18 protein-coding genes and 5 pseudogenes are annotated in these 22,863 nt (G+C 65.3%); 11 read left to right on the top strand and 12 right to left on the bottom strand.

The annotated features are described in order from the left end of the window. The coding region (locus NW75_RS21055; protein ID WP_231565362.1) for a flagellar hook-length control protein FliK at positions 1-607 on the top strand (607 nt) is incomplete at its 5' end. A gap of 12 nt (positions 608-619) precedes the next feature. Beyond that, on the top strand, positions 620-1,297 hold the full coding sequence (locus tag NW75_RS21050) for a flagellar hook assembly protein FlgD (RefSeq protein ID WP_033967354.1): 678 nt from the start codon (positions 620-622) through the stop codon (positions 1,295-1,297). A gap of 187 nt (positions 1,298-1,484) precedes the next feature. Here the strand turns inward: NW75_RS21050 and NW75_RS21045 are convergent, their stop codons facing one another. Both NW75_RS21045 and NW75_RS21040 read right to left on the bottom strand, forming a co-directional pair. Further along, positions 1,485-1,802, bottom strand: coding sequence for a hypothetical protein (locus NW75_RS21045; protein WP_156143105.1), 318 nt, complete (start codon positions 1,800-1,802; stop codon positions 1,485-1,487). A gap of 245 nt (positions 1,803-2,047) precedes the next feature. Further along, on the bottom strand, positions 2,048-3,373 hold the full coding sequence (locus tag NW75_RS21040; RefSeq protein ID WP_033967353.1) for an MFS transporter: 1,326 nt from the start codon (positions 3,371-3,373) through the stop codon (positions 2,048-2,050). Between the two features lie 118 nt (positions 3,374-3,491). Between NW75_RS21040 and cyoA the strand changes: the two are divergent. From cyoA to NW75_RS21005, 7 genes and pseudogenes are all read left to right on the top strand, one after another. Then, positions 3,492-4,636, top strand: a pseudogene (cyoA, locus tag NW75_RS21035) (ubiquinol oxidase subunit II). Next, positions 4,612-6,604 (top strand): annotated as a pseudogene (cyoB, locus tag NW75_RS21030) (cytochrome o ubiquinol oxidase subunit I). The pseudogenes cyoA and cyoB overlap by 25 nt, the downstream one beginning before the upstream one ends. Then, on the top strand, positions 6,601-7,242 hold the full coding sequence (cyoC, locus tag NW75_RS21025; RefSeq protein WP_052192562.1) for a cytochrome o ubiquinol oxidase subunit III: 642 nt from the start codon (positions 6,601-6,603) through the stop codon (positions 7,240-7,242). The pseudogene cyoB and the gene cyoC overlap by 4 nt, the downstream one beginning before the upstream one ends. Then, positions 7,239-7,646, top strand: coding sequence for a cytochrome o ubiquinol oxidase subunit IV (cyoD, locus tag NW75_RS21020; protein ID WP_033967352.1), 408 nt, complete (start codon positions 7,239-7,241; stop codon positions 7,644-7,646). Before cyoC ends, cyoD begins: the two co-directional genes overlap by 4 nt. A gap of 60 nt (positions 7,647-7,706) precedes the next feature. Beyond that, positions 7,707-8,336, top strand: a pseudogene (locus NW75_RS21015) (SURF1 family protein). Then, entirely contained in the window at positions 8,333-9,613 is a 1,281-nt protein-coding gene (locus tag NW75_RS21010) for an ATP-binding protein (protein ID WP_033967351.1), read from the top strand. Before NW75_RS21015 ends, NW75_RS21010 begins: the two are co-directional and overlap by 4 nt. Next, entirely contained in the window at positions 9,610-10,149 is a 540-nt protein-coding gene (locus NW75_RS21005) for a response regulator transcription factor (protein WP_033967350.1), read from the top strand. Before NW75_RS21010 ends, NW75_RS21005 begins: the two co-directional genes overlap by 4 nt. Positions 10,150-10,170: 21 nt before the next feature. On the opposite strand, the gene NW75_RS21000 is transcribed toward NW75_RS21005, so the two are convergent. Further along, complete coding sequence (locus tag NW75_RS21000) at positions 10,171-10,536, bottom strand: YciI family protein (protein WP_033967349.1); 366 nt, start codon at positions 10,534-10,536, stop codon at positions 10,171-10,173. A gap of 241 nt (positions 10,537-10,777) precedes the next feature. On the opposite strand from NW75_RS21000, the gene NW75_RS20995 reads away from it, so the two are divergent. Beyond that, positions 10,778-12,292 (top strand): acetyl-CoA hydrolase/transferase family protein, encoded by a 1,515-nt coding sequence (locus NW75_RS20995; protein WP_033967348.1) that lies wholly within the window; start codon positions 10,778-10,780, stop codon positions 12,290-12,292. 157 nt (positions 12,293-12,449) lie between these two features. Here the strand turns inward: NW75_RS20995 and mmsB are convergent, their stop codons facing one another. From mmsB to NW75_RS20960, 7 genes and pseudogenes are all read right to left on the bottom strand, one after another. Continuing rightward, positions 12,450-13,328 carry a 3-hydroxyisobutyrate dehydrogenase gene (mmsB, locus tag NW75_RS20990; RefSeq protein ID WP_033967347.1) on the bottom strand — a complete coding sequence of 293 codons (879 nt, stop codon included), beginning with the start codon at positions 13,326-13,328 and terminating at the stop codon, positions 12,450-12,452. Between the two features lie 137 nt (positions 13,329-13,465). After that, the gene (locus NW75_RS20985) at positions 13,466-14,239 is read right to left on the bottom strand and encodes an enoyl-CoA hydratase (RefSeq protein WP_033967346.1); all 774 of its coding nucleotides are present in this window, start codon (positions 14,237-14,239) and stop codon (positions 13,466-13,468) included. A 113-nt stretch (positions 14,240-14,352) separates the two neighbouring features. After that, a pseudogene (locus NW75_RS20980) lies at positions 14,353-15,394 on the bottom strand (enoyl-CoA hydratase/isomerase family protein). Between the two features lie 72 nt (positions 15,395-15,466). Continuing rightward, positions 15,467-16,611, bottom strand: a pseudogene (locus NW75_RS20975) (acyl-CoA dehydrogenase family protein). Continuing rightward, entirely contained in the window at positions 16,608-17,699 is a 1,092-nt protein-coding gene (locus tag NW75_RS20970; protein ID WP_033967345.1) for a polysaccharide deacetylase family protein, read from the bottom strand. Before NW75_RS20970 ends, NW75_RS20975 begins: the two are co-directional and overlap by 4 nt. 114 nt (positions 17,700-17,813) lie before the next feature. Next, positions 17,814-18,281 carry a hypothetical protein gene (locus tag NW75_RS20965; RefSeq protein WP_231565361.1) on the bottom strand — a complete coding sequence of 156 codons (468 nt, stop codon included), beginning with the start codon at positions 18,279-18,281 and terminating at the stop codon, positions 17,814-17,816. A gap of 5 nt (positions 18,282-18,286) precedes the next feature. Beyond that, positions 18,287-19,786: a CoA-acylating methylmalonate-semialdehyde dehydrogenase gene (locus tag NW75_RS20960; RefSeq protein ID WP_033967344.1), complete on the bottom strand. Its 1,500-nt coding sequence runs from the start codon at positions 19,784-19,786 to the stop codon at positions 18,287-18,289. Positions 19,787-19,885: 99 nt separating this feature from the next. Here NW75_RS20960 and NW75_RS20955 point away from each other — a divergent pair, with 99 nt between their 5' ends. Further along, positions 19,886-20,758, top strand: a complete 873-nt coding sequence (locus NW75_RS20955; protein ID WP_033967356.1) for a LysR family transcriptional regulator — start codon at positions 19,886-19,888, stop codon at positions 20,756-20,758. Positions 20,759-20,976: 218 nt separating this feature from the next. On the opposite strand, the gene NW75_RS20950 is transcribed toward NW75_RS20955, so the two are convergent. Together NW75_RS20950 and NW75_RS20945 are read right to left on the bottom strand one after the other, a co-directional pair. Then, positions 20,977-21,645: an NAD(P)H-dependent oxidoreductase gene (locus NW75_RS20950; RefSeq protein ID WP_033967343.1), complete on the bottom strand. Its 669-nt coding sequence runs from the start codon at positions 21,643-21,645 to the stop codon at positions 20,977-20,979. 198 nt (positions 21,646-21,843) lie between these two features. Next, on the bottom strand, positions 21,844-22,863 hold a 1,020-nt coding region (locus NW75_RS20945), incomplete at its 5' end, for an Acg family FMN-binding oxidoreductase (protein WP_033967342.1).

Raw genomic sequence — 22,863 nt, 5'->3', positions numbered from 1 at the left:
CGCCCCCGACCCCCGACGCAGCCGACACCTCCGGCGCTCGCCCCCCGATGCGCCGCAAACCGTGCGCAACGGCGACGCTCCGCAAGGCATGGCCCCCAGCGCGGCTGCGGCGGCGATGGTCACCGCTGCGCCCGGAGCCGCCCGCAACCCAATCGCCGCCACCGGCCCCCGCACCCTGATATCCGCCCAACCGGGCCGGATCGGTCGCGAGACCGGCGTCGCGATCGCGCATCGCATCGGCGCGGGTGGGGACGAGATGACGCTGCACCTCAGCCCCGCCAGCCTCGGCCGGATCGAGGTCAAGATCGCGTTTGAGGACGGCAGCCTGCGCGCCACGCTGCGCGCCGATAATCCCGCCGCGCTCGACCTGCTCCGCCGGGACAGCACCGATCTGTCGCGCGCGCTCGATCAGGCGGGGGTCCGCTCGGACTCGGGCAGCCTTACCTTTCAGGGGCGCGGGGCCGATGGCCAACCGGCGGGGTCGCGCCAACACTCGCCCTTCGCCGCGTTCTCGCAGCGCGGACAACCGACCGATTCCCCGACCACTCCGATCCCCGATTCCTATCAGCCGCTGCGCACCAGCGGACGTGTCGACTTTCTAGCATAAGGCACCACAGCGATGACCACGACGACCGCCACTGGCACCACCACCCCGAGCGCCGCTACGACGGCGAGCACCGCCGCGCCGACGACGGGAATCAAAGCCGACTTCAACATGTTCCTGAAGCTGCTCACCACGCAGATGCAGAATCAGGACCCGCTGAGCCCGATGGACACCTCGCAATATACCCAGCAGCTCGTGCAATATTCGCAGGTCGAGCAATCGGTGCAGCAGAACACGACGCTGAACTCGATTCTCAGCAACCTGAGCAACCAGGGCCTGACCCAGGCATCCGGCATGATCGGACGCAGTGTGACCCTCAATTCGGATGTCGCCGGCCTGGCCGCCGGAACGCCCGCGGCGTGGAGCTATTCTGCGGCCCGTCCCGTTTCCACGCTGACGTCTTCGATCACCGATGCGTCGGGAAAGGTCGTCATGACCAGTACGATGACGCCCAACGCGCAAGGCACAATGGCGTGGGATGGCACCCTCGCCGATGGATCGACCGCCCCCGCAGGCAGCTACACCCTGGCGCTCACGGCAAGCGACGCGGCGGGCAATTCCGTGCCGGTTACCATTCATGCGCAAGGCACTGTACAGGAAGTTAGCTCAGCAAACGGCGCGTTGACCCTCAAGGTAAACGGCGCAGCCTACACCACGGATAAATTGATCGGCGTTGCGGCGACAGCCAATTGAGTAAAATAAGCTGTAAATTATATTTGAAGAAGGTTGAATATATACTATATTAAAAGAGAGATCTGCCCGCGTCAGCCCCCAATGACTCCGGCAGATCTCACCCGTTTGGTACAGTTATCTGAAAAAATTTTGTTGAAAAATGAAAAAACGTGCTTATGGCTGAGCGCGTTTTTTTGCTGTGTGAGATCTAGCGGGCTGCGGACAGCCCTGTCCAAGGAAGCGATGATTCGATCACGCCGCGCGGCAAGGCAGGATCGATCGCGAAATCTTCGACCGAGCAGCCCTTCAAATCGGCCGGTAAGGCGAGCATCGCCAGACAATCGGCGATCGCGGGATCGTCACAGGGGCCAATCGTATCGACCACGTCTTCGAACGTCGCGCCCGGAGCCATCAGGCCTCGGCTCAAGGCCGCGTTCCACAAAGCCCGGGCATTGATCACATCGACGGCAATGCTGATGCGGTATCGATGCCCCTGGCTGACACCGGCATTGCTATAGGTTGACATGGCTTGATGGTCGCTCAGATCCACGCGTACTTCTCCCCCCCGAACGCGATCGCCACGAACCCGCAGCGAACGATCACGATCTAGCAAGGGCGAGCGATCGACCGAATTGAGGGCAACCCCTTAGGTTGGAAACCCGGTATTTCCCTCGAAGCGATTCTGTTCTATTATAAGACGGTTCGCGTTCCGGGTAACGGAAGTGGCGCTTAAGAATGTCGGGGTGCTCCGGGCGACGCCCGGACCGGAGCTCAGGCCCGACCCGCCAGTTCCTTGTTCAACCACAAGGCCGCCAGCGTCGCGAGTGCGCCCGACAGCAGATAGCCACCGGCTGCTGCCAGCCCGAAGTGCGACGACAGGAACAGGCCGACCAGCGGCGCAAAACCGGCACCGACCAGCCACGCCAGATCCGACGTCAACGCAGCGCCAGTGTATCTGAAATCGCCCGAGAAATTGGCTGCCACTGCGCCCGACGATTGGCCAAACGACACGCCGAGCAAGACGAAGCCGAGCGCCATGAACAGCACTTCGCCAATCTCGCCCGCGCCCAGCAATTGCGGCGCGAACCCGGAGAACACCGCGATCGCCACCGCAGATGCCCCGAGCAGCGAGCGCCGCCCGAACCGATCCGCCAGATAGCCTGAGGCGACGATCGCAAGCACGCCGATCATGCCGCCCAGCACTTCGATTACCAGGAAGCGCTCGGGGCCGCCGCTGGTGTAGAGGAACACCCAGGACAACGGGAATACCGAGACCATGTGGAACAGCGCGAAGCTCGCCAGCGGCGCGAACGCGCCGATCACGATCGTGCGCCCCTGCCCGCGCACCGTTTCCAGCACCGGAGCCGGTTGCAGCGCGCGGCTTTCGAACATTTCCTGATAGGCAGCGGTGCTGACGATACGCAGCCGCGCGAACAGCGCCACGACGTTGATCGCGAACGCGACGAAGAACGGATAACGCCAGCCCCAGTCGAGGAAGTCCGCCGCCGACAGGCTGCTTGTCAGATAGGCAAACAGCGCCGCCGCCACCATAAGGCCCAGCGGCGCGCCAAGCTGCGGGATCATCGCATACCAGCCACGCCGATTCTCTGGCACGTTGAGCGCCAGCAGCGAGGGCAAACCGTCCCACGCGCCGCCGAGCGCAACGCCCTGGCCGATGCGGAACAGGCCGAGCAGGATCGCGGCATAAACGCCGACCTGCGCGTAGCCGGGCAGGAAGCCGATCGCCACGGTCGACCCGCCGAGCAGGAACAAGGCGATGGTCAGCTTCGTGCCGCGCCCAAAGGCGCGGTCGATCGCGAGGAACAGGAACGACCCGATCGGGCGTGCCACAAAGGCGAGCGCGAACAGCGCGAAGGAATAGAGCGTCCCCGTCAGACGGTCGACATAGGGGAAGACCAGCGTCGGAAACACCAGCACCGAGGCGATCGCATAGACGAAGAAGTCGAAAAACTCCGACGTGCGGCCAATGACGACGCCAATCGCAATCTCGCCCGAGGTGATTTCGCCGTGCTCGGCATTGATTCGGCCGGCATCGGCTTCGATCGCGCGCGAGGTTGGCGTGGTGGCTGCAGTCATCGGTGTTCGAACTCCCGGCATGATCGCCGAACGCCCCCTCTAAGCGTGCTGCACTGCAGCGGGGATTGGACAAAGTGTCCAATGGGAGGCCCCCTGTCCCCCGCGTATCTGCGCCCGCATGACCCGAACCCCCTTACTCCGCCCCTTGGCGCTGCTCGCGCCTGCCTTGCTCGGTGGGTGCAGCGCGTCGTGCTGGACCCGGCGGGCGATCTTGCAGTGCAGCAAGGCAACCTCGTGATTTTCTCGACGGTGCTGATGTTGCTCATCATCGTTCCGGTGATGGCGCTGATCGCGTTGTTCGCCTGGCGCTATCGCGCAACCAATAAGGACGCGCCCTATTCGCCGGAGTGGCACCATTCCACCGCGCTGGAACTGGTGATCTGGGCGGCCCCACTGCTGATCATCATCTGCCTGGGCGCGGTGACCTGGACCAGCACGCATCTGCTCGATCCCTATCGTCCGATCGGTCGCCTCGATGCGGGTCGCGCCGTCGCTGCCACGGCCAAGCCGGTGCGGGTTCAGGTTGTCGCGCTCGATTGGAAGTGGCTGTTCATCTACCCCGATTACGGCATCGCCACCGTCAACGAGCTGGCCGCGCCGGTCGATCGGCCGCTCCAGTTCGATCTCACCGCCTCCAACGTGATGAACGCCTTCTATATTCCGGCGCTGGTCGGCCAGATCTACGCGATGCCCGGCATGACGACCAAGCTGAACGCGGTCATCAACCATCCCGGCAATTATGCGGGCTTCTCGTCCAATTTCAGCGGCGACGGCTTTTCGGGCATGCATTTCCGCTTCCATGCGGTGTCGGAAGGTGCGTTTGACCAATGGGTCGCGCGCGTCCGTGCAGGCGGCGGCAAGCTCGATCGACAGGGGTATCTCGGTCTGGCCAAGCCCAGCGCCAATACGCCGGTCATGCGCTTCGCCAGCGTCACCCCGGGCCTGTTCGACGCCGCCGCCAATCGCTGCGTCGCGCCGGGCGAGACCTGCATGAGCGCGATGATGCAGGCCGATGCCGGTGAACATCACGCCCATGTCGCCGCTGGCCGCCCCACCCAGACGATGGCGATGCCAATGGCGGCATCGGCTCCGATCCCCGCCACCACGCAACCTGGCGCACGCCTGACCGGTGCAGGGCTGCCAATGCCCGGCACCCGCGCAACAGACGTCCCGGCGACCGTCGCGACCGAAGGACTTTCTGACATGACGTCCCCCCCTTCCCCCTTTCGTCGCCGTCGATCAGCCCGATCTTCGGCCGCCTGACGCTCGATGCGTTGCCGCTGCATGAAATTCCCGTGCTCGTCGCCTTTGCCGGGACCGCTGTCGGTGGCCTCGCGCTGCTCGCGGTCATCACCTATTACAAGGCATGGGGCATGTTGTGGCGCGACTGGTTCACCAGCGTCGACCACAAGAAGATCGGCATCATGTACATCATCCTCGGATTGGTGATGTTCGTGCGCGGCTTCTCCGACGCGCTGATGATGCGCGCGCAGCAGGCGATGGCCTTTAACGGCAACCCCGGCTACCTGCCGCCCGACCATTACAACCAGATCTTCACCGCGCACGGCGTGATCATGATCTTCTTCGTGGCGATGCCGCTGGTGGCGGGCCTGATGAACTTCGTCGTGCCGCTGCAGATCGGCGCGCGCGACGTGTCCTTCCCCTATCTCAACAATTTCAGCTTCTGGATGACGACGGCGGGCGCGGTGATCACCATGATCTCGCTGTTCGTCGGCAACTATGCCCGCACTGGCTGGCTCGCCATGCCGCCGCTGTCGGGCATCGCCGCCAGCCCGGACGTGGGGGTCGATTATTATATCTGGGGCTTGCAGATTGCCGGTGTCGGCACGCTGCTGTCGGGCGTCAACCTGATCGCGACCATCGTCAAGATGCGCGCGCCGGGCATGACGCTGATGAAGATGCCGGTGTTCGTGTGGACGTCGCTGTGCACCAACACCCTGATCGTCGCCGCTTTCCCGGTGCTGACCGCCGTGCTCGCACTGCTGTCGCTCGACCGCTATGTCGGCATGCAGTTCTTCACGAACGGCCTCGGCGGCAACCCGATGATGTACGTCAACCTCATCTGGATCTGGGGCCACCCGGAGGTGTACATCCTCATCCTGCCCGCTTTCGGCGTGTTCTCGGAAGTGGTCGCCACCTTCGCCAGCAAGCGCCTGTTCGGCTATACCTCGATGGTCTATGCGACGATCGTCATCACGATCCTCGCCTATCTCGTCTGGCTGCACCACTTCTTCACGATGGGCTCCGGTGCCAGCGTCAACTCATTCTTCGCGATCACCACGATGATCATCTCGATCCCGACGGGCGCGAAGATCTTCAACTGGCTGTTCACCATGTATCACGGCCGCATCCGCTATGAGCTGCCGATGATGTGGACGGTCGCGTTCATGCTCACCTTCGTCATCGGCGGCATGACCGGCGTTCTGCTCGCCGTGCCCCCCGGCCGATTTCGTGCTGCACAACTCGCTGTTCCTCGTCGCCCACTTCCACAACGTCATCATCGGTGGCGTGGTGTTCGGGATGTTCGCGGGCATCAATTACTGGTGGCCCAAGGCGTTCGGTTTCAAGCTCGACCGCGTCTGGGGCAAGCGCCAGTTCTGGCTGTGGGTGCTGGGCTTCTGGTTCGCCTTCGCGCCAGTCTATGCGCTCGGCCTGATGGGCGTGACGCGTCGCCTCAGCCAGTTCGACGATGCCTCGCTGCAGCCTTACTTCCTGGTCGCGGGCTTCGGCGCGCTGCTGATCCTGGCTGGAACGGGCGCGATGTTCGTCCAGTTCTACGTCAGCTTCCGCAACCGCGAGGCACTGCGCGACGTGACCGGCGATCCCTGGGATGGCCGCACGCTCGAATGGTCGACCTCGTCGCCGCCGCCGGACTACAACTTCGCCTTCACGCCCGTCGTCTATGACAATGATGCGTGGTGGGACATGAAGCGGCGCGGCTATGTCCGCCCGACCACCGGCTTCCGCAAGATCCACATGCCCAAGAACACCGGCACCGGTGTCATCCTGGCGGGCCTGAGCGTCGCCTTCGGCTTCGGCATGATCTGGTACATGTGGTGGCTGGCGGTGGTATCGCTGGTCGGCATCTTCGCCGTCGCGATCGGCCACTCGTTCAACTACAAGCGCGATTTCTACATCCCGGTCGAGGATGTGATCCGCACCGAGGATGAACGCACCCGCCTTCTCGCCAGCGAAGGAGTTTCGGCATGAGCGCGCAGACCTTCGAAGCGACCGCCAACGGCGAGACCCCGCTGTTCTACGAAGTGGAAGAGCATCATCATCCCGAGGGCAGCAGCACGATGCTGGGCTTCTGGATGTACCTGATGAGCGACTGCCTCATCTTCGCCATCCTGTTCGCCTGCTATGCCGTGCTCGGCCATAGCTATGGCGGCGGCGAAGGGCCCAAGCAGTTGTTCGAACTGCCGCTGGTCGCGCTCAACACCGCGATGCTGCTGTTCTCGTCGCTGACCTATGGCTTTGCCATGCTGACGATGGAACGCCCCGGTGCCAGCGTCCGCGCGGTGCAGGGCTGGCTGATCGTCACCGGCCTGTTCGGCCTCGCCTTCCTGTGCATCGAGCTCTACGAATTCTCGAACCTGATCCATGAAGGTGCGGGCCCGTGGCGCAGCGCGTTCCTGTCGTCCTTCTTCACGCTGGTCGGCACGCACGGTCTGCACGTCACCGTCGGCCTGATCTGGCTGGTCACGCTGGTCACGCAGATCGGCATGCACGGCCTCGGCCAGGCCAACCGCCGTCGCCTGATGTGCCTCAGCATGTTCTGGCATTTCCTCGACGTCATCTGGATCGGCGTCTTCACCATCGTCTATCTCATGGGAGTGCTCGGATGAGCGCCGATACGCTGCACAATTCGGCCCATGGCCACGATCATGGCCATGACGATCACGCACACGGCGAGGCCCCGCACGGTTCGCTGCGCGGCTATATGATCGGCTTCATCCTGTCGGTAATCCTGACCGCGATTCCCTTCGCGCTCGTCATGACCGGCACGCTCGATACCACCACCACGGCGGTCATCGTGCTGGCGATGGCGGCGATCCAGGTCGTCGTGCACATGGTGTTCTTCCTGCACATGACCACGACGGCAGAGGGCGGCTGGTCGTTCCTCGCCTTGCTGTTCACCGTCATCGTGATCGTCATCACGCTCGCCGGATCGATCTGGGTGATGTACCATATGAACGCCAACATGATGCCGGCCCCAGCCGCTGTTACCGAGACCATGAGCCAGCAATGAGACGTTCCCCTGCGACGATCGCGTTTCTGCTGATCGTCGCGGGGGGCGCTCTGCGCTGCCCTGATCGCGCTCGGCATCTGGCAAATCGAGCGCCGCAGCTGGAAACTGGCGCTGATCGCGCGCGTCGAACAGCGCATCCATGCCCCCGCCGTCCCCGCCCCCCGGCCCCAACCGCTGGCCCGGCATAACCGATGCGAGCGACGGCTACCGTCACGTCACCGTCACCGGCCGCTTCCGCGACGATCGCGCGACACTGGTGCAGGCCGTCACCGAACGCGGCCCCGGCTTCTGGGTGATGACCCCGCTCGTCACCGAGCGCGGCTTTACCGTTCTCGTCAATCGCGGCTTCGTGCCCTCGCGCGACCCGGTCCCGCCCGGCGGTGCCACCACCGTCACCGGGCTTTTGCGGCTGACGGAACCGAAGGGCGCGTTCCTGCGCTATAATGATGCTGCGACGAACCGCTGGTATTCGCGCGACGTTTCGGCCATTTCTGCGGCGCGCGGGCTCGACCATGTCGCGCCTATTTCATCGATGCCGATGCCGGGCCGGCCGCCACAGCCCCGGTGGGAGGCCTGACGGTCGTGCATTTCACCAACAACCATCTGGTCTATGCGCTGACATGGTTCGCGCTCGCTGCGATGGTGGCGGGTGCGGCGGCGCTGCTGCTCCGTCCCGTCCGCCGCGGATGAGTATTCCCGCCCCTGTCGATACCACCGAACGCGACAATATGCGTCAGCTTGTCAACCTGCGCTGGCTCGCGGTGTGCGGGCAATGCGCCACGATCCTGATCGTGCGCTTTGGCATGGGCGTTCCGCTCCCGCTGCTTCCGATGCTGTCGGTGGTCGCGGCGCTGGTCGTGCTGAACCTGGTCAGCATGGCACAATTGTCGCGCCGCGTGACCAATTCCAACAGCGCGCTGTTCGCCAGCCTGCTGCTCGATGTCGCGGCCTTGACCGCGCTGCTGTACCAGAGCGGGGGTGCGACCAACCCGTTCATCTCGCTCTATCTGCTGCAGGTGGTGATGGGCGCGGTGCTGCTGGAGGCCTGGTCGAGCTGGGTACTGGTGGCGATCACCAGCGCCGCCTTTGTCCTGCTGGCCGAAGTGCATGTCCCGCTGGCGCTGCCGCCGCGCTTCATAACCGACTGGGGCGATCTGTATATGATCGGCACGCTGATCTGCTTCGGGCTGGTGGCGGTGCTGCTGGTTGCCTTCGTCACGCGCATCAACAGCAATTTGCGCGCGCGCGACGCCCGCCTCGCGACGATGCGCCAGCAGGCGGCGGAGGAGGACCATATCGTGCGCATGGGCCTGCTCGCGACCGGTGCCGCGCATGAACTCGGAACTCCGCTCGCCTCGCTCTCGGTGATCGTCAACGACTGGCGTCACGCCCCGGCACTGATGGCGCAGGAAAGCTTCGCCGAGGAAATCGGCGAGATGCAGGTTGCGCTGGCGCGGTGCAAGGCGATCGTCACCGGCATCCTGCTGGCGGCGGGCGAAGCGCGCGGCGAGAACCCGACGATCACCAGCGTGAAGCGCTTTTTCGACGAAGTGGTCGCCGAATGGCGCGTGCAGCATTCGCCGGAAGCGATCGTCTATGACAATCGCTTCGGCGCGGACATGGCGATCGTCGCCGATACTGCGGTGAAGCAGGTAATCTGGAACGTGCTCGACAATGCCGCCGAAGCGTCGGGCCAGCCCATCGCGCTCGACGTAAGCCGCGATGGAGCTTCGCTGGTGCTTTCGGTGCGCGATACCGGCCCCGGCTTCACCCCCGAAATGCTCGCCAATCTCGGCAAACCCTATCATTCCACGCGCGAACGGCTCGGCAGTGGACTCGGCCTGTTTCTCGTGGTCAACGCCATGCGCAAGCTCGGCGGCACGGTCGACGCCCGCAATCGGGCGGAGGGCGGTGCCACGGTGACGATCACGCTGCCGCTGTCGGCGCTGGAATGGGGCGAGCGATGACCGAGAAGCACCTGTTGATCGTCGAGGATGACGCGGCGCTCGCCAAGACGCTGGGACGCTCGTTCGAACGGCGTGGCTATACCGTTGAATTGGCCTCCGATCAGGCCGGTGTCGAAGCGGTGCTCGCCAAGCGCACCCCCGATTATGCGGTGGTGGATCTGAAACTCGGTGCCACGTCGGGTCTGGTCTGCGTTCAGGCGATCCACGCGCAGGATGCACGCACCCGGATCGTGGTGCTGACCGGCTATGCCAGCATCGCCACCGCAGTGGAGGCGATCAAGCTCGGGGCCAGCAATTACCTGCCCAAGCCGTCCGACACCGACGACATCGAAGCCGCCTTCGCCAAGGCCGAGGGCGGTGGCGGTGACGTTGCCACGCCGCTCGGCAACCGCCCGACCTCGATCAAGACGCTCGAATGGGAGCGGATCAACCAGACGCTGGCGGAGAACAACTTCAACATTTCCGAAACCGCACGGCAATTGGGGATGCACCGCCGCACGCTGGCGCGGAAACTGGAAAAACAGCCGATCAAATAGTGGGGACGGCGCAATCGCGCGTTACACGAAATCCTCTTCCTCATAGAGCGGGCGAATTTCGATCTCGCTTGGCCCCGGCATCGGATTGGGGCAGCGCTTTACCCACGCCACCGCCTCCGCCATGTCCTTGACGGTCCACAGCCAGAAACCGGCGACCAGTTCCTCCGGCTGCGCAAATGGCCCGTCAATGACCGTGCGGCTGGCCCCATCGAAGGCGATGCGTTTTCCCTGCGCCGACGGCTTCAGGCCATAGCCGCCGCCCGGCTGCAGGATTTCGGCCTCGACCAGAGCCTGGTTGAACCTGTCCATGTCCTCCATCGCCGCCCTGGTCGGCAGGAGGCCGGATTCGCTGTCTTCGGTCGCCTTGACCAACACCATCACGCGCATCGTCTCTCTCTCCTTGCCCGAGCCCCGCGCCCGGCTGCCCGGTGCAAGTGTCGCGCAACCGGGCGAACCGTTAAAGCCCCGGCGCGCGGACCGCTGTTCCATCGGCTGAAGCGCGCGATGGCGCGGCCCTGATCGACAGTTGCAAAAAATTGCATGTGGGAGCCAATGCGAGGCGCTTGCGCTACCCCGACTTTACGCGTGTAGCCGACGGCGTAACAACAATCGTTGAAATGGGGATGGAATGACGACCAGCCGCATCGCCTGCGACGCCCTCCGCTCGCGCCTGATGAGCGCCGATCAGGCCGCCGCCTTCATCACCTCGGGCAGCACGGTCGGGATGAGCGGCTTTACCGGCTCGGGCTATCCCAAGGCGGTCCCGCTGGCGCTCGCCGCGCGGATCGAGGCAGAACATGCCGCCGGCAACGCATTCCGCGTGCGAATCTGGACCGGTGCCTCGACCGGCCCCGAACTCGACGGCGCACTGGCCAAGGCCGATGGCATCGAATTCCGCCTCCCCTATAATTCCGATCCCATCGCCCGGGAGAAGATCAATCGCGGCGAAATGGAATATTTCGACATGCATTTGAGCCAGGTCGCGCCAATGGCGTGGCAGGGCTTTCTCGGGCCGCTCGACACTGCGGTGATCGAAGTGTCGGGCATCCGCGCCGATGGATCGCTGATCCCCTCCTCCTCGATCGGCAACAACAAGACCTGGCTCGACCGCGCGAGCAAGGTCATCCTCGAGGTCAATAGCTGGCAGAACCCCGCTTTGGAGGGGATGCACGACATCTATTACGGCACCGCGCTGCCGCCGCACCGCGTGCCGATCCCGCTCGTCCGCGCCGACGATCGCATTGGCGAGCCTTATTTCCGCTGCGACCCCGACAAGATCGTCGCGATCGTCGAGACCGAAGCGCCCGACCGCAATTTGCCCTTCGCCGCGCCCGATGCAGCAGCACATGCGATTGCCGGGCATCTGATCGAATTCTTCACCCATGAAGTGGCGCGCGGACGCTTGCCCGCGTCGCTGCTGCCGCTGCAATCGGGCGTCGGCAACATCGCCAATGCGGTGCTGACCGGCCTGGTCAACGGCCCGTTCGAGGACATGACCTCGTACACCGAGGTGATCCAGGACGGGATGCTCGACCTGCTCGATTCGGGCAAATTGCGCATGGCCTCGGCCACCGCTTTCTCGCTCAGCCCGGAGGCGGCGGCGCGGCTCAATGCCGATATGGGCCGCTATCGAGATAAAATGATCCTGCGCCCGCAGGAGATCAGCAACCATCCCGAACTGATCCGCCGACTCGGCTGCCTCGCCATGAACGGGCTGATCGAGGCCGACATTTACGGCAATGTGAACTCCACGCACGTCATGGGCTCGCGCATCCAGAACGGCATTGGCGGATCGGGCGATTTCGCGCGCAACGCCTATGTCTCGATCTTCATGACGCCCTCAACCGCCAAGGGCGGCAAGATCTCGGCGATCGTACCGCAGGCAAGCCATGTCGACCATATCAGCCAGGACGTGCAGGTGATCGTCACCGAACAGGGCCTCGCCGATCTGCGGGGCTTGAGCCCCAAGCAACGCGCCGCGTTGATCATCGAGAAATGCGCGCATCCCGACTATCGCCCGATGCTGGCGGACTATTATGCGCGGGCGCGGGTGGGTTCCTACGGCCAGCAATCGCCGTCGCTGCCGGGCGAAGCGCTGTCCTGGCACCAGCGCTTCATGGACACAGGCTCGATGCGGCTCTGAGCCTGGGGTGACTCTCTTTTCCGTTCGTTTCGAGCGAAGTCGAGAAACAGCCGCAAGCGCTGTGCCTGGTTTCTCGACTTCGCTCGAAACGAACGGGGAGGGGGGATTTCAGGAGAGATCGCCCGGCTCTGGCAAACCTCTCCTGCGCGTCCTCAGCTCACCCCCGCAACGCGGTGATGATCGCCGAGAAATCGAGCCCGCCATGCCCGGCCTCGGCAAAGCGCTGGTAGAGTTCCGCCGCCTTCGCCCCCATCGGCGTGTCGGCACCCGTGTCGCTCGCGGCGGCTGCGGCGAGCTTCAAATCCTTCAGCATCAGCGCTGTCGCAAAGCCGCCCTGATAGCCATGATCGGCGGGGGTATCCGGTCCGACCCCCGGCACCGGGCAATAGCTCGTCATCGACCAGCTCTGCCCTGACGACACGCTCGAAATGTCGAAAAAGGTCTGGGGCGCGAGCCCCAATTTCTCCGCCAGCAGAAACGCCTCGCACGTCGCCACCATCGTCGCGCCGAGCAGCATGTTGTTGGCGATCTTGGCGGCCTGCCCCGTCCCATTCGCCCCGGCATGGATCACCGCCTTGCCCATGCTGCTGAGGATCGGTTGCGCGCGCGCGAACGCATCGTCGCTGCCGCCGACCATGAAGGTCAGCGTGCCCGCATTGGCCGCACCGATCCCGCCCGACACCGGCGCATCGACCGCCGTGATGCCCTTGGCACGCGCCGCCTCAGCCACGCGCTTGGCGGTGGCGACGTCGATCGTCGAGCAATCGATCAGGATCGCGGCAGGCGACAGGCTGGCGGCGAACAGATCGCCATAGACCGCCTCGACATGCGTGCCTGCCGGCAGCATCGTCACCACCGCCTCTGCCCCATCAGCCGCTTCCGCGACGCTCGCCATCGGCAGGCACCCAGCCGCCTTGGCGCGATCGAGCGCATCTGCCGACAGATCGAACGCGCGGACATCATGCCCCGCTTTGGCGAGGTTCGCAGCCATCCCGCCGCCCATATTGCCAAGCCCGATAAAGGCGATCCGAGTCATCTCTCTCTCCTATTTTTTCTCACTCCCCTCCCGCACAGCGGGAGGGGCTGGGGGAGGGCAGTCACGCCGCTAGCCGAGTGCTTATCACCCGGACCCCCCTCCCCTAACCCCTCCCGTAAACGGGAGGGGAATTGGTGCTACTTCCCCGTCCACACCCCCTGCCGCTTCTCGACAAAGGCGGTCATGCCCTCGCTCTGGTCGTCGGTGCCGAACAGAGCATGGAACAGCCGCCGCTCGAACTGCACGCCCATCGCGAGCGTGGTGTCGAATGCGGCATTGACCATTTCCTTGTTCGCCTTGACCGCCAGCGGCGCCATCGAAGCGATCGTCGCGGCGGTCTTCACCGCTTCCTCGACCAGATCGGCGGCGGGCACCACGCGGCTGACAAGCCCGGCGCGCTCGGCCTCAGCCGCATCCATCATGCGGCCGGTCAGGCACATTTCCATCGCCTTGGCCTTGCCGACCGCGCGCGTCAGCCGCTGCGATCCGCCCATGCCGGGGGAAACCGCCAGCTTGATTTCGGGCTGGCCGAATTTGGCGGTATCAGCGGCGAGGATGAAGTCGCACATCATCGCCAGCTCACACCCGCCGCCCAGCGCATAGCCCGCCACCGCCGCGATGATCGGCTTGCGCGTGCGCGTGAAGCGGTCCCATCCCGCGAAGAAATCATGGGCATACATGTCGGCAAAGCCCTGTGCCTGCATCTCCTTGATGTCGGCACCCGCCGCGAACGCCTTCTCGCTGCCGGTGATGACCGCGCAGCCCTGCGACGGATCGGCATCGAACGCCGCCATCGCCGCTAGCATATCGGCAAGGATCTGGCTGTTGAGCGCGTTCAGCGCCTGCGGGCGGTTGAGCGTAACGAGCGTAACGCCGCCGCGCTGTTCGACGAGGATGGTTTCGTAGGTCATAGGCACCTTCTTTCAATCGTCACCCCCGGCCCTGTGCCGGGGTCCACCGTGCCGCAAACCGCCGGCCCGGTGGAGGGGTGGACCCCGGCACAGGGCCGGGGTGACGGAAAACTCTAGGCGGGCGTCCACGCCTCCGCATCGGGCAGCGGCGCGAAAATCTGGTCGAGCACGTGATCCGTCACGCCCGCGGGCGTCGCCGGGTCCCAGCGCGGCGCATTGTCCTTGTCGACGATCACCGCGCGCACGCTTCCAGGAAATCATGCCGCTGCACGACGCGCGCGCCGACCGCATATTCCTGGCGCATTTCATCCTCGAAGGTCGGCATCATCGCGCCTTCGTGCAGCAGCCGCAGCGACACCTTCATCGTCTGCGGCGATTTGGTGGCGAGCGTGGCAAGCGTCTGCGTCGCCCACTCCCCGCCATCGGCGGCGAGCGCGGCGAAAATGCCCTCCAACACGTCCGACGCGAACAAGCGGTCGATCGCCTCGCGCTGATCGAGCAGCCGCGCAGGCAGCGCTGCGACCGACAGATCGGCAAGGATCTCGGCAATCGCCTGCGGGTCCGCCGTGATCCGCGCCTTCGCTTCTTCCAGCGCGGCGCTCGGCAAATAGTGCGTCGCAAGCCCCAGCGCATGGCATTCCGCGCCATCGAGCCGGTGTCCGGTCAGCGCCAGATACTGCCCGATCCGCCCCGGCAGTCGCGACAGATACCAGCCACCGCCGACATCGGGGAACAGGCCGATCCCCGTCTCGGGCATGGCGAATTTGGTGTTCTCGGTCGCGATACGGAAATCGCAGGGGCAGGCCAGGCCCACCCCGCCGCCCATCGTGATGCCGTCCATGAACGCGACCGTCGGCTTGGCATAGGCGAACAGCCGGTGGTTGAGCCGATATTCGGTGTGGAAAACGCCCGCGCCTCGACCCCGTCCTTCGCCCCGCTTTCGGCGAGCATCCGAATGTCGCCGCCCGCGCAAAACCCACGGCCTTCGGCGTGGTCAATCAAGACCGCTTCAACAGCCGGATCGGTCCGCCACGCATCGAGCGCCGCCAGCATGGCGACGCACATATCGGTGGTCAGCGCATGCAGCGCCTTGGGCCGGTTCAGCCGAATCCGGCCGACAGGCCCTTCCCTCTCAATCACAACATCATCGGTCATGCGTCGTGCTCCCGCGCAGGCAGGAGCCCAGGGTTACGGGTGCCCCACCTGTTGCTCGGGGTTTGCTAGGGCTCATTGCCGTGTCAGCTCCCGGCCGATGATCATCCGCATCACCTGGTTGGTCCCCTCCAGGATCGAATGCACGCGCAAGTCACGCCAGAAGCGTTCGATCGGGTAATCCATCAGATAGCCGTAGCCGCCATGCAGCTGCAGCGCGCGGTCGGCGACGGCCGATCCAGTGTCGGTCGCCAGCCGCTTCGCCATTGCGGCGAACTTGGTCTTGTCGGGCGCGTTGGCCGTCACCTTGGCCGCCGCCATGTAGAGCAGCGCGCGCGCCGCCTCGAGATCGGTCGCCATATCGGCCAGCATGAACTGCGTGTTCTGGAAATCGGCGATCGCGGTGCCGAACTGCTTGCGGTCGCGGGTGTAACCGATCGCTTCGTCGAGGCAGCGCTGCGCGCCCCCGAGCGAGCAGGCGCCGATGTTCAACCGCCCGCCATCGAGCCCCATCATCGCGATGCGGAAGCCCTCGCCCTCGCCGCCCACAAGGTTATCCACAGGGATACGCACATCCTCGAAGATCACTTGGCGCGTCGCTGCGAATGCCAACCGAGCTTTCGCTCGTTCGCGCCGAAGCTGACGCCGGGCATATCCTTTTCGATCACCAGGCACGAAATGCCCTTGGGCCCCTCCGCCCCGGTGCGCACCATGGTGACATAGACCTCATTCTCGCCGCCGCCCGAGATGAACTGCTTGGTGCCGTTGACGATATAGTGATCGCCATCCCGCACCGCGCGCGTCTTCAGCGCCGCGGCATCCGAGCCCGAGCCCGGTTCGGTCAGGCAATAGCTGGCGATGCGGTCCATCGTGACGAGCGAGGGGAGATATCTGTCCTTCACCGCCTGCCCGCCGAAGCGATCGATCATCCAACTCGCCATATTGTGAATCGAGATGAACGCGCTGGTCGAGGGGCAGCCATAGGCCATCGCCTCCATGATCAGCGCCGCCTCCAGCCGCCCGAGGTTGATGCCGCCCGATTCCTCGCTGACATAGATCGACGCAAAGCCAAGCTCGGCCGCGGCCTTGATGGTGTCGCGCGGGAAGATGTGCTTCTCGTCCCATTCCGCCGCAAACGGCGTGATGCGGTCGGCGGTGAAGCGCCGGGCGAGTTCCTGAATCTCGCGCTGGTCGTCGGTAAGGTCGAACTGGTCGGTCATGCGGCAATCCCTAGGGGTAAAGGTCGGCGCGGCGCAAAGGCCGCCTGGGAACAGACGCGCCGCCACGGATGGCGTTTCACCTGGCAGCGCAGCGCGGCAACGGGCGTGCGGTGCAACACCCGCTCGGCGAACAAACGGTCGGCAACCGGCTTGTCGTTGCGCGCATAATAAAGCGGGCCGGGCAGGCGCTGCTGCCAGGCGATCGCCTCGGGCAAGGTGCCGTTGGCGCTGTCGAAATCGCCACTCTGGCGATAGACCGGGTCGGCATAGGCCGCATCCGCCGTCACGATCGTCCAGCCATCACGGCGGAGTGCAGCGACCAGATCGCCGATATAGCGCGCCGCGACATCGGTTTCGTGCAGCAACAGCATCTGCGGCGGGCTGCGTCCGGTCACGCGGCGCAACAGCGCGTCGGAGAAATCGGCCGATTGCACCATCGTCTCGACATAGAGATCCCGCAGAGCGGCCTCGTCGATCGCCTGGCCTGCCTTGCGCGCGGCGATCGTCTGCCCCTCGATATTCCAGTCGGAGCCGTCCGCCGTTACCCACGCGACGCTCAAACCCCGCGCGGCAAGCCCGTCCAGCACCGCGCGCCGTTTGGCATGATCGCGCCCACCTTGGTTGAGGCCGGGAAAGCGGAACCACGGCCGATAGCCTGGCTTGCCCTTCAGCCAGCCCTCGGCGCGGTCGACATCGGCGAGAAACGCCGCCGCCGAAACCGCGCGCAAATCGCGGTGCGCAAAGCTGTGGTCGCCCACCACATGCCCCGCCGCGGCATAGGCCGCCAGCCGCGCCGCGCCATCATTGGACGCGCCGATCCGCCCGGGATTGGCAAAGAACGCCGCCTGCTCCACCCCGCTCGCGCGCAGCGCGGCGATCAGCCGCGCGGTGCGCTCGGACGGGGGTGTAGAAAGCGCCGGGCCGCGCGGGACATCATCGAAACTCAAGGCAATGCGCTTGCCAACCGGTGCCACAACCGGCTGCGCCACCGCCCCCGGCACCGTGCCCCGTGGCAAAAACGCCCAGGCCAGCGGCAACGCGACCAGCACGATCCCGCCCACCAACATGGCTTGGCGCAAGAGGTTCATCGGGCAGCGCTCATTGTGCGGCCGTACTACACCAATTGCAGACGCACGTCCGCATTCCACGAGGTACGCCAAGCGGCGCGCAGGAATTCCGGTGCAAGGTCATTCCCCTGCTTTTCACTCCCAGGAAAACACGGTCCGAAGGTTGCATTTGCCAGGATCTTCTCCTTCCTGGAAAAGCGCAACGCGGTCGATTGCCGCCATTTGCGCCGCCGTAAAGGGCGTTGGCGAAGAGAAATAGGCAGCGCCCTGCCTGCCGTTCCAGATCGCCGCCTGATAGAGCCCGTCAACTAGGCGCGGACGAAAAACCGTCGCCCCCGTACGAGAAGGATGGCGCAGCCTCGGCCCCTTGGGGCGAGCGGCCCATCCAATTCCACGCACTTCAAGCGTCCCGAAGCTGCCCTCCCAGCGAAAGCTGCCGCCGTGAATGCCGCCTTCCAGAGGCGTGATTCGCTCACCCTTTTCAAGGTCGATGATCGGAGAATAGCCGCAGAAGCGGCCCGGCCCCACCAATTCACTCGCGGATGCAGCACCCACGCCGTAGCACAGGGCGATCGACAGGAAGGGCAAGGCCGCAAGCCGCACCCGCCTCACCCCATCGTCGGAATGACGAAGGCGTTCGCGCCATCGCCAACGCCGCCATCGGGCCAGCGCTGCGTCACGGTCTTGACCTTGGTCCAGAACTTCACGCCTTCCATGCCGTGCTGGTTGGTATCGCCAAAGGCCGAGCGCTTCCACCCGCCAAAGGTGTGATAGGCGACCGGCACCGGGATCGGCACGTTGATGCCGACCATGCCGACATTCACCCGCGCCGCGAATTCGCGCGCGGCATGGCCGTTGCGGGTGAAGATCGCGACGCCATTGCCGTACTGATGCTCGCTCGGCAGCCGCAGCGCATGTTCAAAATCGTCGGCGCGGACGATTTGCAGCACGGGGCCGAAAATCTCTTCCTTGTATGCCGACATGTCGGGCGTGACATGGTCGAACAGCGTTGGGCCAATGAAGAAGCCCTTCTCATGCCCCTGCAGCTCGAACCCGCGCCCGTCTACGACCAGCTCCGCGCCCTCGTCGACGCCGGTCTGGATCCAGTTTTCGATGCGCGTGCGGTGCGCGGCGTTCACCACCGGGCCGTAATGCGCCTCGGCATCGGTCGACACGCCGACGCGCAGGGCGGCGATCGCCGGGATCAGTTTCTCGCGCAGCGCAACCGCGGTCTTCTCGCCCACCGGCACTACCACCGGCAGCGCCATGCAACGCTCGCCCGCCGAACCGAATGCCGCGCCCGAGAGATCGGCGACGACCTGGTCGAGATCGGCATCGGGCATGACGATGCCGTGATTCTTGGCCCCACCCATCGCCTGCACGCGCTTGCCCGCCGCGACACCGCGCTTGTAGACATAGTGCGCAATGTCGGACGATCCGACGAAGCTGACCGCGCTGATCGCGGGATGATCGAGGATCGCGTCGACCATGTCCTTGTCGCCGTGGACGACTTGCAAAATGCCCTCGGGCAGCCCCGCCTCAAGGAACAATTCGGCCAGCCGCACCGGCACCGACGGATCGCGCTCGCTGGGCTTCAGGATGAAAGCATTGCCCGTGGCGATGGCGACGCCGCTCATCCACAAGGGGATCATCGCCGGGAAATTGAACGGCGTGATGCCAGCGCCAATGCCGAGCGGCTGGCGCATCGAATACACGTCGATCCCCGGCCCGGCTCCTTGCGTAAACTCACCCTTCAGCACATGCGGAATGCCGCAGCAAAATTCGATCACTTCCAGCCCGCGCTGAATGTCGCCCTTGGAATCGGCGATCACCTTGCCGTGTTCGGATGACAGCAAGTGTGCGAGTTCGTCGATATGCGCTTCGACCAGCGCCTTGAAATTGAACATCACGCGCGCCCGGCGCTGGGGGTTGGTTGCGGCCCAACCCGGCTGCGCTTTTTGCGCAGCGGCGACGGCGGCGTCGAGATCGGCCTGCGTGCCGAACTTGACCTGGGCCTGCACCGCACCGGTGTTGGGATCGAACACCTCGCCCGTCCGCGCGGCAGTGCCGCTCGCTAGACCCATGATATGGTGGTCGATGATCCGCATGGCGCTCTCCTAAAGCTTATACCCCCCTATCCCACCCAGCATTTTTGCATTCAACCCTCCATCTTTGCTGCTAGGCAGTGCATTTTTGCAGGAGTGGCCGTGGCAAACTGGGATGACCTGCGCATCTTCCTCGCCGTCGCGCGCGCGCAGCGCATGGCGGGTGCGGCGCGTGCGCTGGGCGTCGACGTCACCACCGTCGGCCGTCGCCTCGCCCGGCTGGAGCAGCGCCTTGGCACCGCGATCTTCGAGACGATCGGCGGCGAACGCCGCCTGACCGAGACCGGCCAGGCGCTGCTCATCCATAGCGAGACGATCGAAGCCGCCGTGCTCGCCGCGACCGAGGTCGATCCCAGCAGCGCCGCGCTGGCGGGCCAGGTGCGCCTCAGCATCGCCGAGGGCCTCGCCACGCATGTCGTCGCGCCCGCCCTACCCGCCTTCCGCCGCGACCAGCCCAATTTGCGGATCGACCTGATCACCGCCTCGGGCTTCCTCAACCCGTCCAGGCGCGAGGCCGATATGGCGGTGATGCTCGCGCGCCCGCGCAACCGCCAATTGCGCGCGACCAAACTCTCCGATTACCGGCTGCGGCTCTATGCCACGCCCGGCTTCCTCGCCGATCATGCGCGAGTCGCCAGCGCCGCCGATCTGCACGGCCACGCGCTGATCAGCTATGTCCCCGAACACGTCCACGCGCCCGAGCTCAATTATCTGTCGGAAATTCAGGACGGCCTCGTCGCGCGGGCGCGCAGCACCAGCATCACCGTGCAGCACGCCATGATCCGCGCCGGTGCCGGCATTGGCGTGCTGCCCGATTTCATCGCCGCGCGCGATGCAGCCCTTGTGCCCGTGCTCGGCGACAGCGTGCACCTGACCCGCACCTTCTGGCTGGTGACGCATCAGGACACCCACGCCACCCCCCGCATCCAGGCGGTCGGTGACTGGCTGCGCGGTTTGGCCGAAACGCTCGCTTAGAGTCTGATGACGTTTTGACGGACTCCCCCTCCTTCGGGAGGGGCTGGGGGTGGGGCGTATCCGTCTCACCGAGACCGACGCACGTGGGGAGAGGCCCCACCCCAACCCAGCATCAGGTCGGTCAGGCCCCCGGCCTGACCTAGACCGCGCGGGGCGCGGTTTGCCTGATGCTCCTAAAGGGGAGGGGCTTGCCAGATCAACGTAACGTGATCCCGCTCTTAGTCGCCGGTGAACGCCGCGACCGCCTCATGCGCGTGCGCTGCATGGCGCGCCGCCGCCACCGCGCTGCAGATCTTGCGCGCCTGCGTTTCCACCTCGAGCAGGCATTCGGCGACGAAGCGCGGCTCCATATGCTCGACAATCGCGCCAAAATGAACGTGGCCCGCATCGCGCAACCCGAAAATGCCCATCAGATAGCGGTCGAACGCCTGGCGGATCGATTCCATCTGGCCCTGTTCGTCCAGCCAGATCCGCGTCGTTGCCGAGCTGGAAAAGGTCGCGAAGGATTTGCCGACCAGCACCGAATCCGGGCGATGGTCGCGGATCGAGGACGGCGTCTGCGCCACGCCCAGCACCCGGTCGACATAGCCCTTGATGATCGCGGGCGGCATCCCGAACCAGATCGGATAGACGAACACGATCACCTGCGCCTGCCGCAACAGGCCCAGCTCATGCGCGACATCGGCGGACATGCCGCTGGCATGGCCGGGCAGGCGGTCGGCGCGCAGGCACGGGTCGAAATCGAGCGCATAGAGATCGCGCACCACCGCTTCCTGCCCGTTTTCGTGGACCGTCGTGCAGTAACGCTGGACGACTTCGTGGTTGAAGCTGCCGGGCGACGGATGCCCGAGCACGACGACATGGCGGATCGGTTGGTTCGCAGGCATGATCGTTCTCCGGCTGACGATTTGGACACAAGGATACCATCCGTCGCCCGACCCCGGCAGAATCGGGAATTACCTACAAGCCACCGCTATCAACCACGCGCTCCCCCCGCAAAAAGCGGAGGCCCAGGGTTGCCGGCGCGCGCTGTGTCGCGCTGGGCTCCTGCTTCCGCAGGAGAAGCGGCGGCACATGCGGCCACCTCAGGCCAGCACCGCCTCCACCGGCCGCCGCGCCGAAAAGGGCAGCCCCGCGCCATAGCCAAAGCGCATCGCCAGATCGGGCCGCACGCCGGGCGTGCCGATCAGCCGTGCCAGTTCGGGCCGCAACCGCGCCACTTCGACCGGCTGGTTGATCATCGCATGGCGCAACCCCAGCGCCGTCGCCTGCAGCGCAAAACGCTGGCACGCCCGCCCGACGCGCACCCAATGCTCGGGATCGGCGCGGTCCCCGACAAACACCGCAACCCCCGCCGTCGATGCCATCTGCCGCGCATATTTGGCGTTTTCGGATTGGGCGGTGAAGAAACGGTCGAACAGCAAGGGGGCGATCCATTCGGGCAGCACCGGCGCGCCCGATGTCGCGCTGAACAGCCCGTCGCCGGTCGCCAGGGCCTGATGCGGGGTAAAGCGCATCCACTGCTTCAATTCGCGCACGAACGCGGCATCGGCCAGTTGCGCGCTGTTCCCCGCCACCACCAGATCGCGCATTTGGTTGAGGCGCGGGCGATCGGTCAGCAGCACCAGCGACACCCCCGGCTCCGCCGCCACCTCAGCCAATTGCCGCAGCAGCTCCGGCGCAACCGCGCGCCCATCGTACACGGCGCGCGTCGATTGGCGGTGCGGGATCGCGGCGAACAGCGGCGAGGCGACCGCCGCGCCACGCTGCTGCCGCAGCGACACCACGCCATTTGCGGGATCGAAGCCAACGTCGCACGGCAACCCCGCCGCCGCCGAGGCCAGCGCCAGATTTTCCGCCGCACAGCCAAGACTTACGAACAGATGATGGTCGTCGGGGTCCACCACCGGCGTCCGGCGCGATCGATCGGGCAGGATGTCGATGCGGTTCTCGCCAATGCGGAACAGCCACGGCTGGCTATTGTGCCCATTGGCGGCAAGCGTCGCAAACCGCACCAGATCGCGCGCCGCAGGCTGCGCCGCCAGCGCAGCGCGGCTCTCCGCCACGGCGGCATCATAGCCCTCCAGCGACGCGAGTTCGCGATA

This window comes from Sphingomonas sp. Ant H11 (assembly GCF_000797515.1).
GTDB lineage: Bacteria > Pseudomonadota > Alphaproteobacteria > Sphingomonadales > Sphingomonadaceae > Sphingomonas.
The sequence above is the reverse complement of the archived record's forward strand: the minus strand, read 5'-3'. Positions and strand labels throughout refer to the sequence as shown.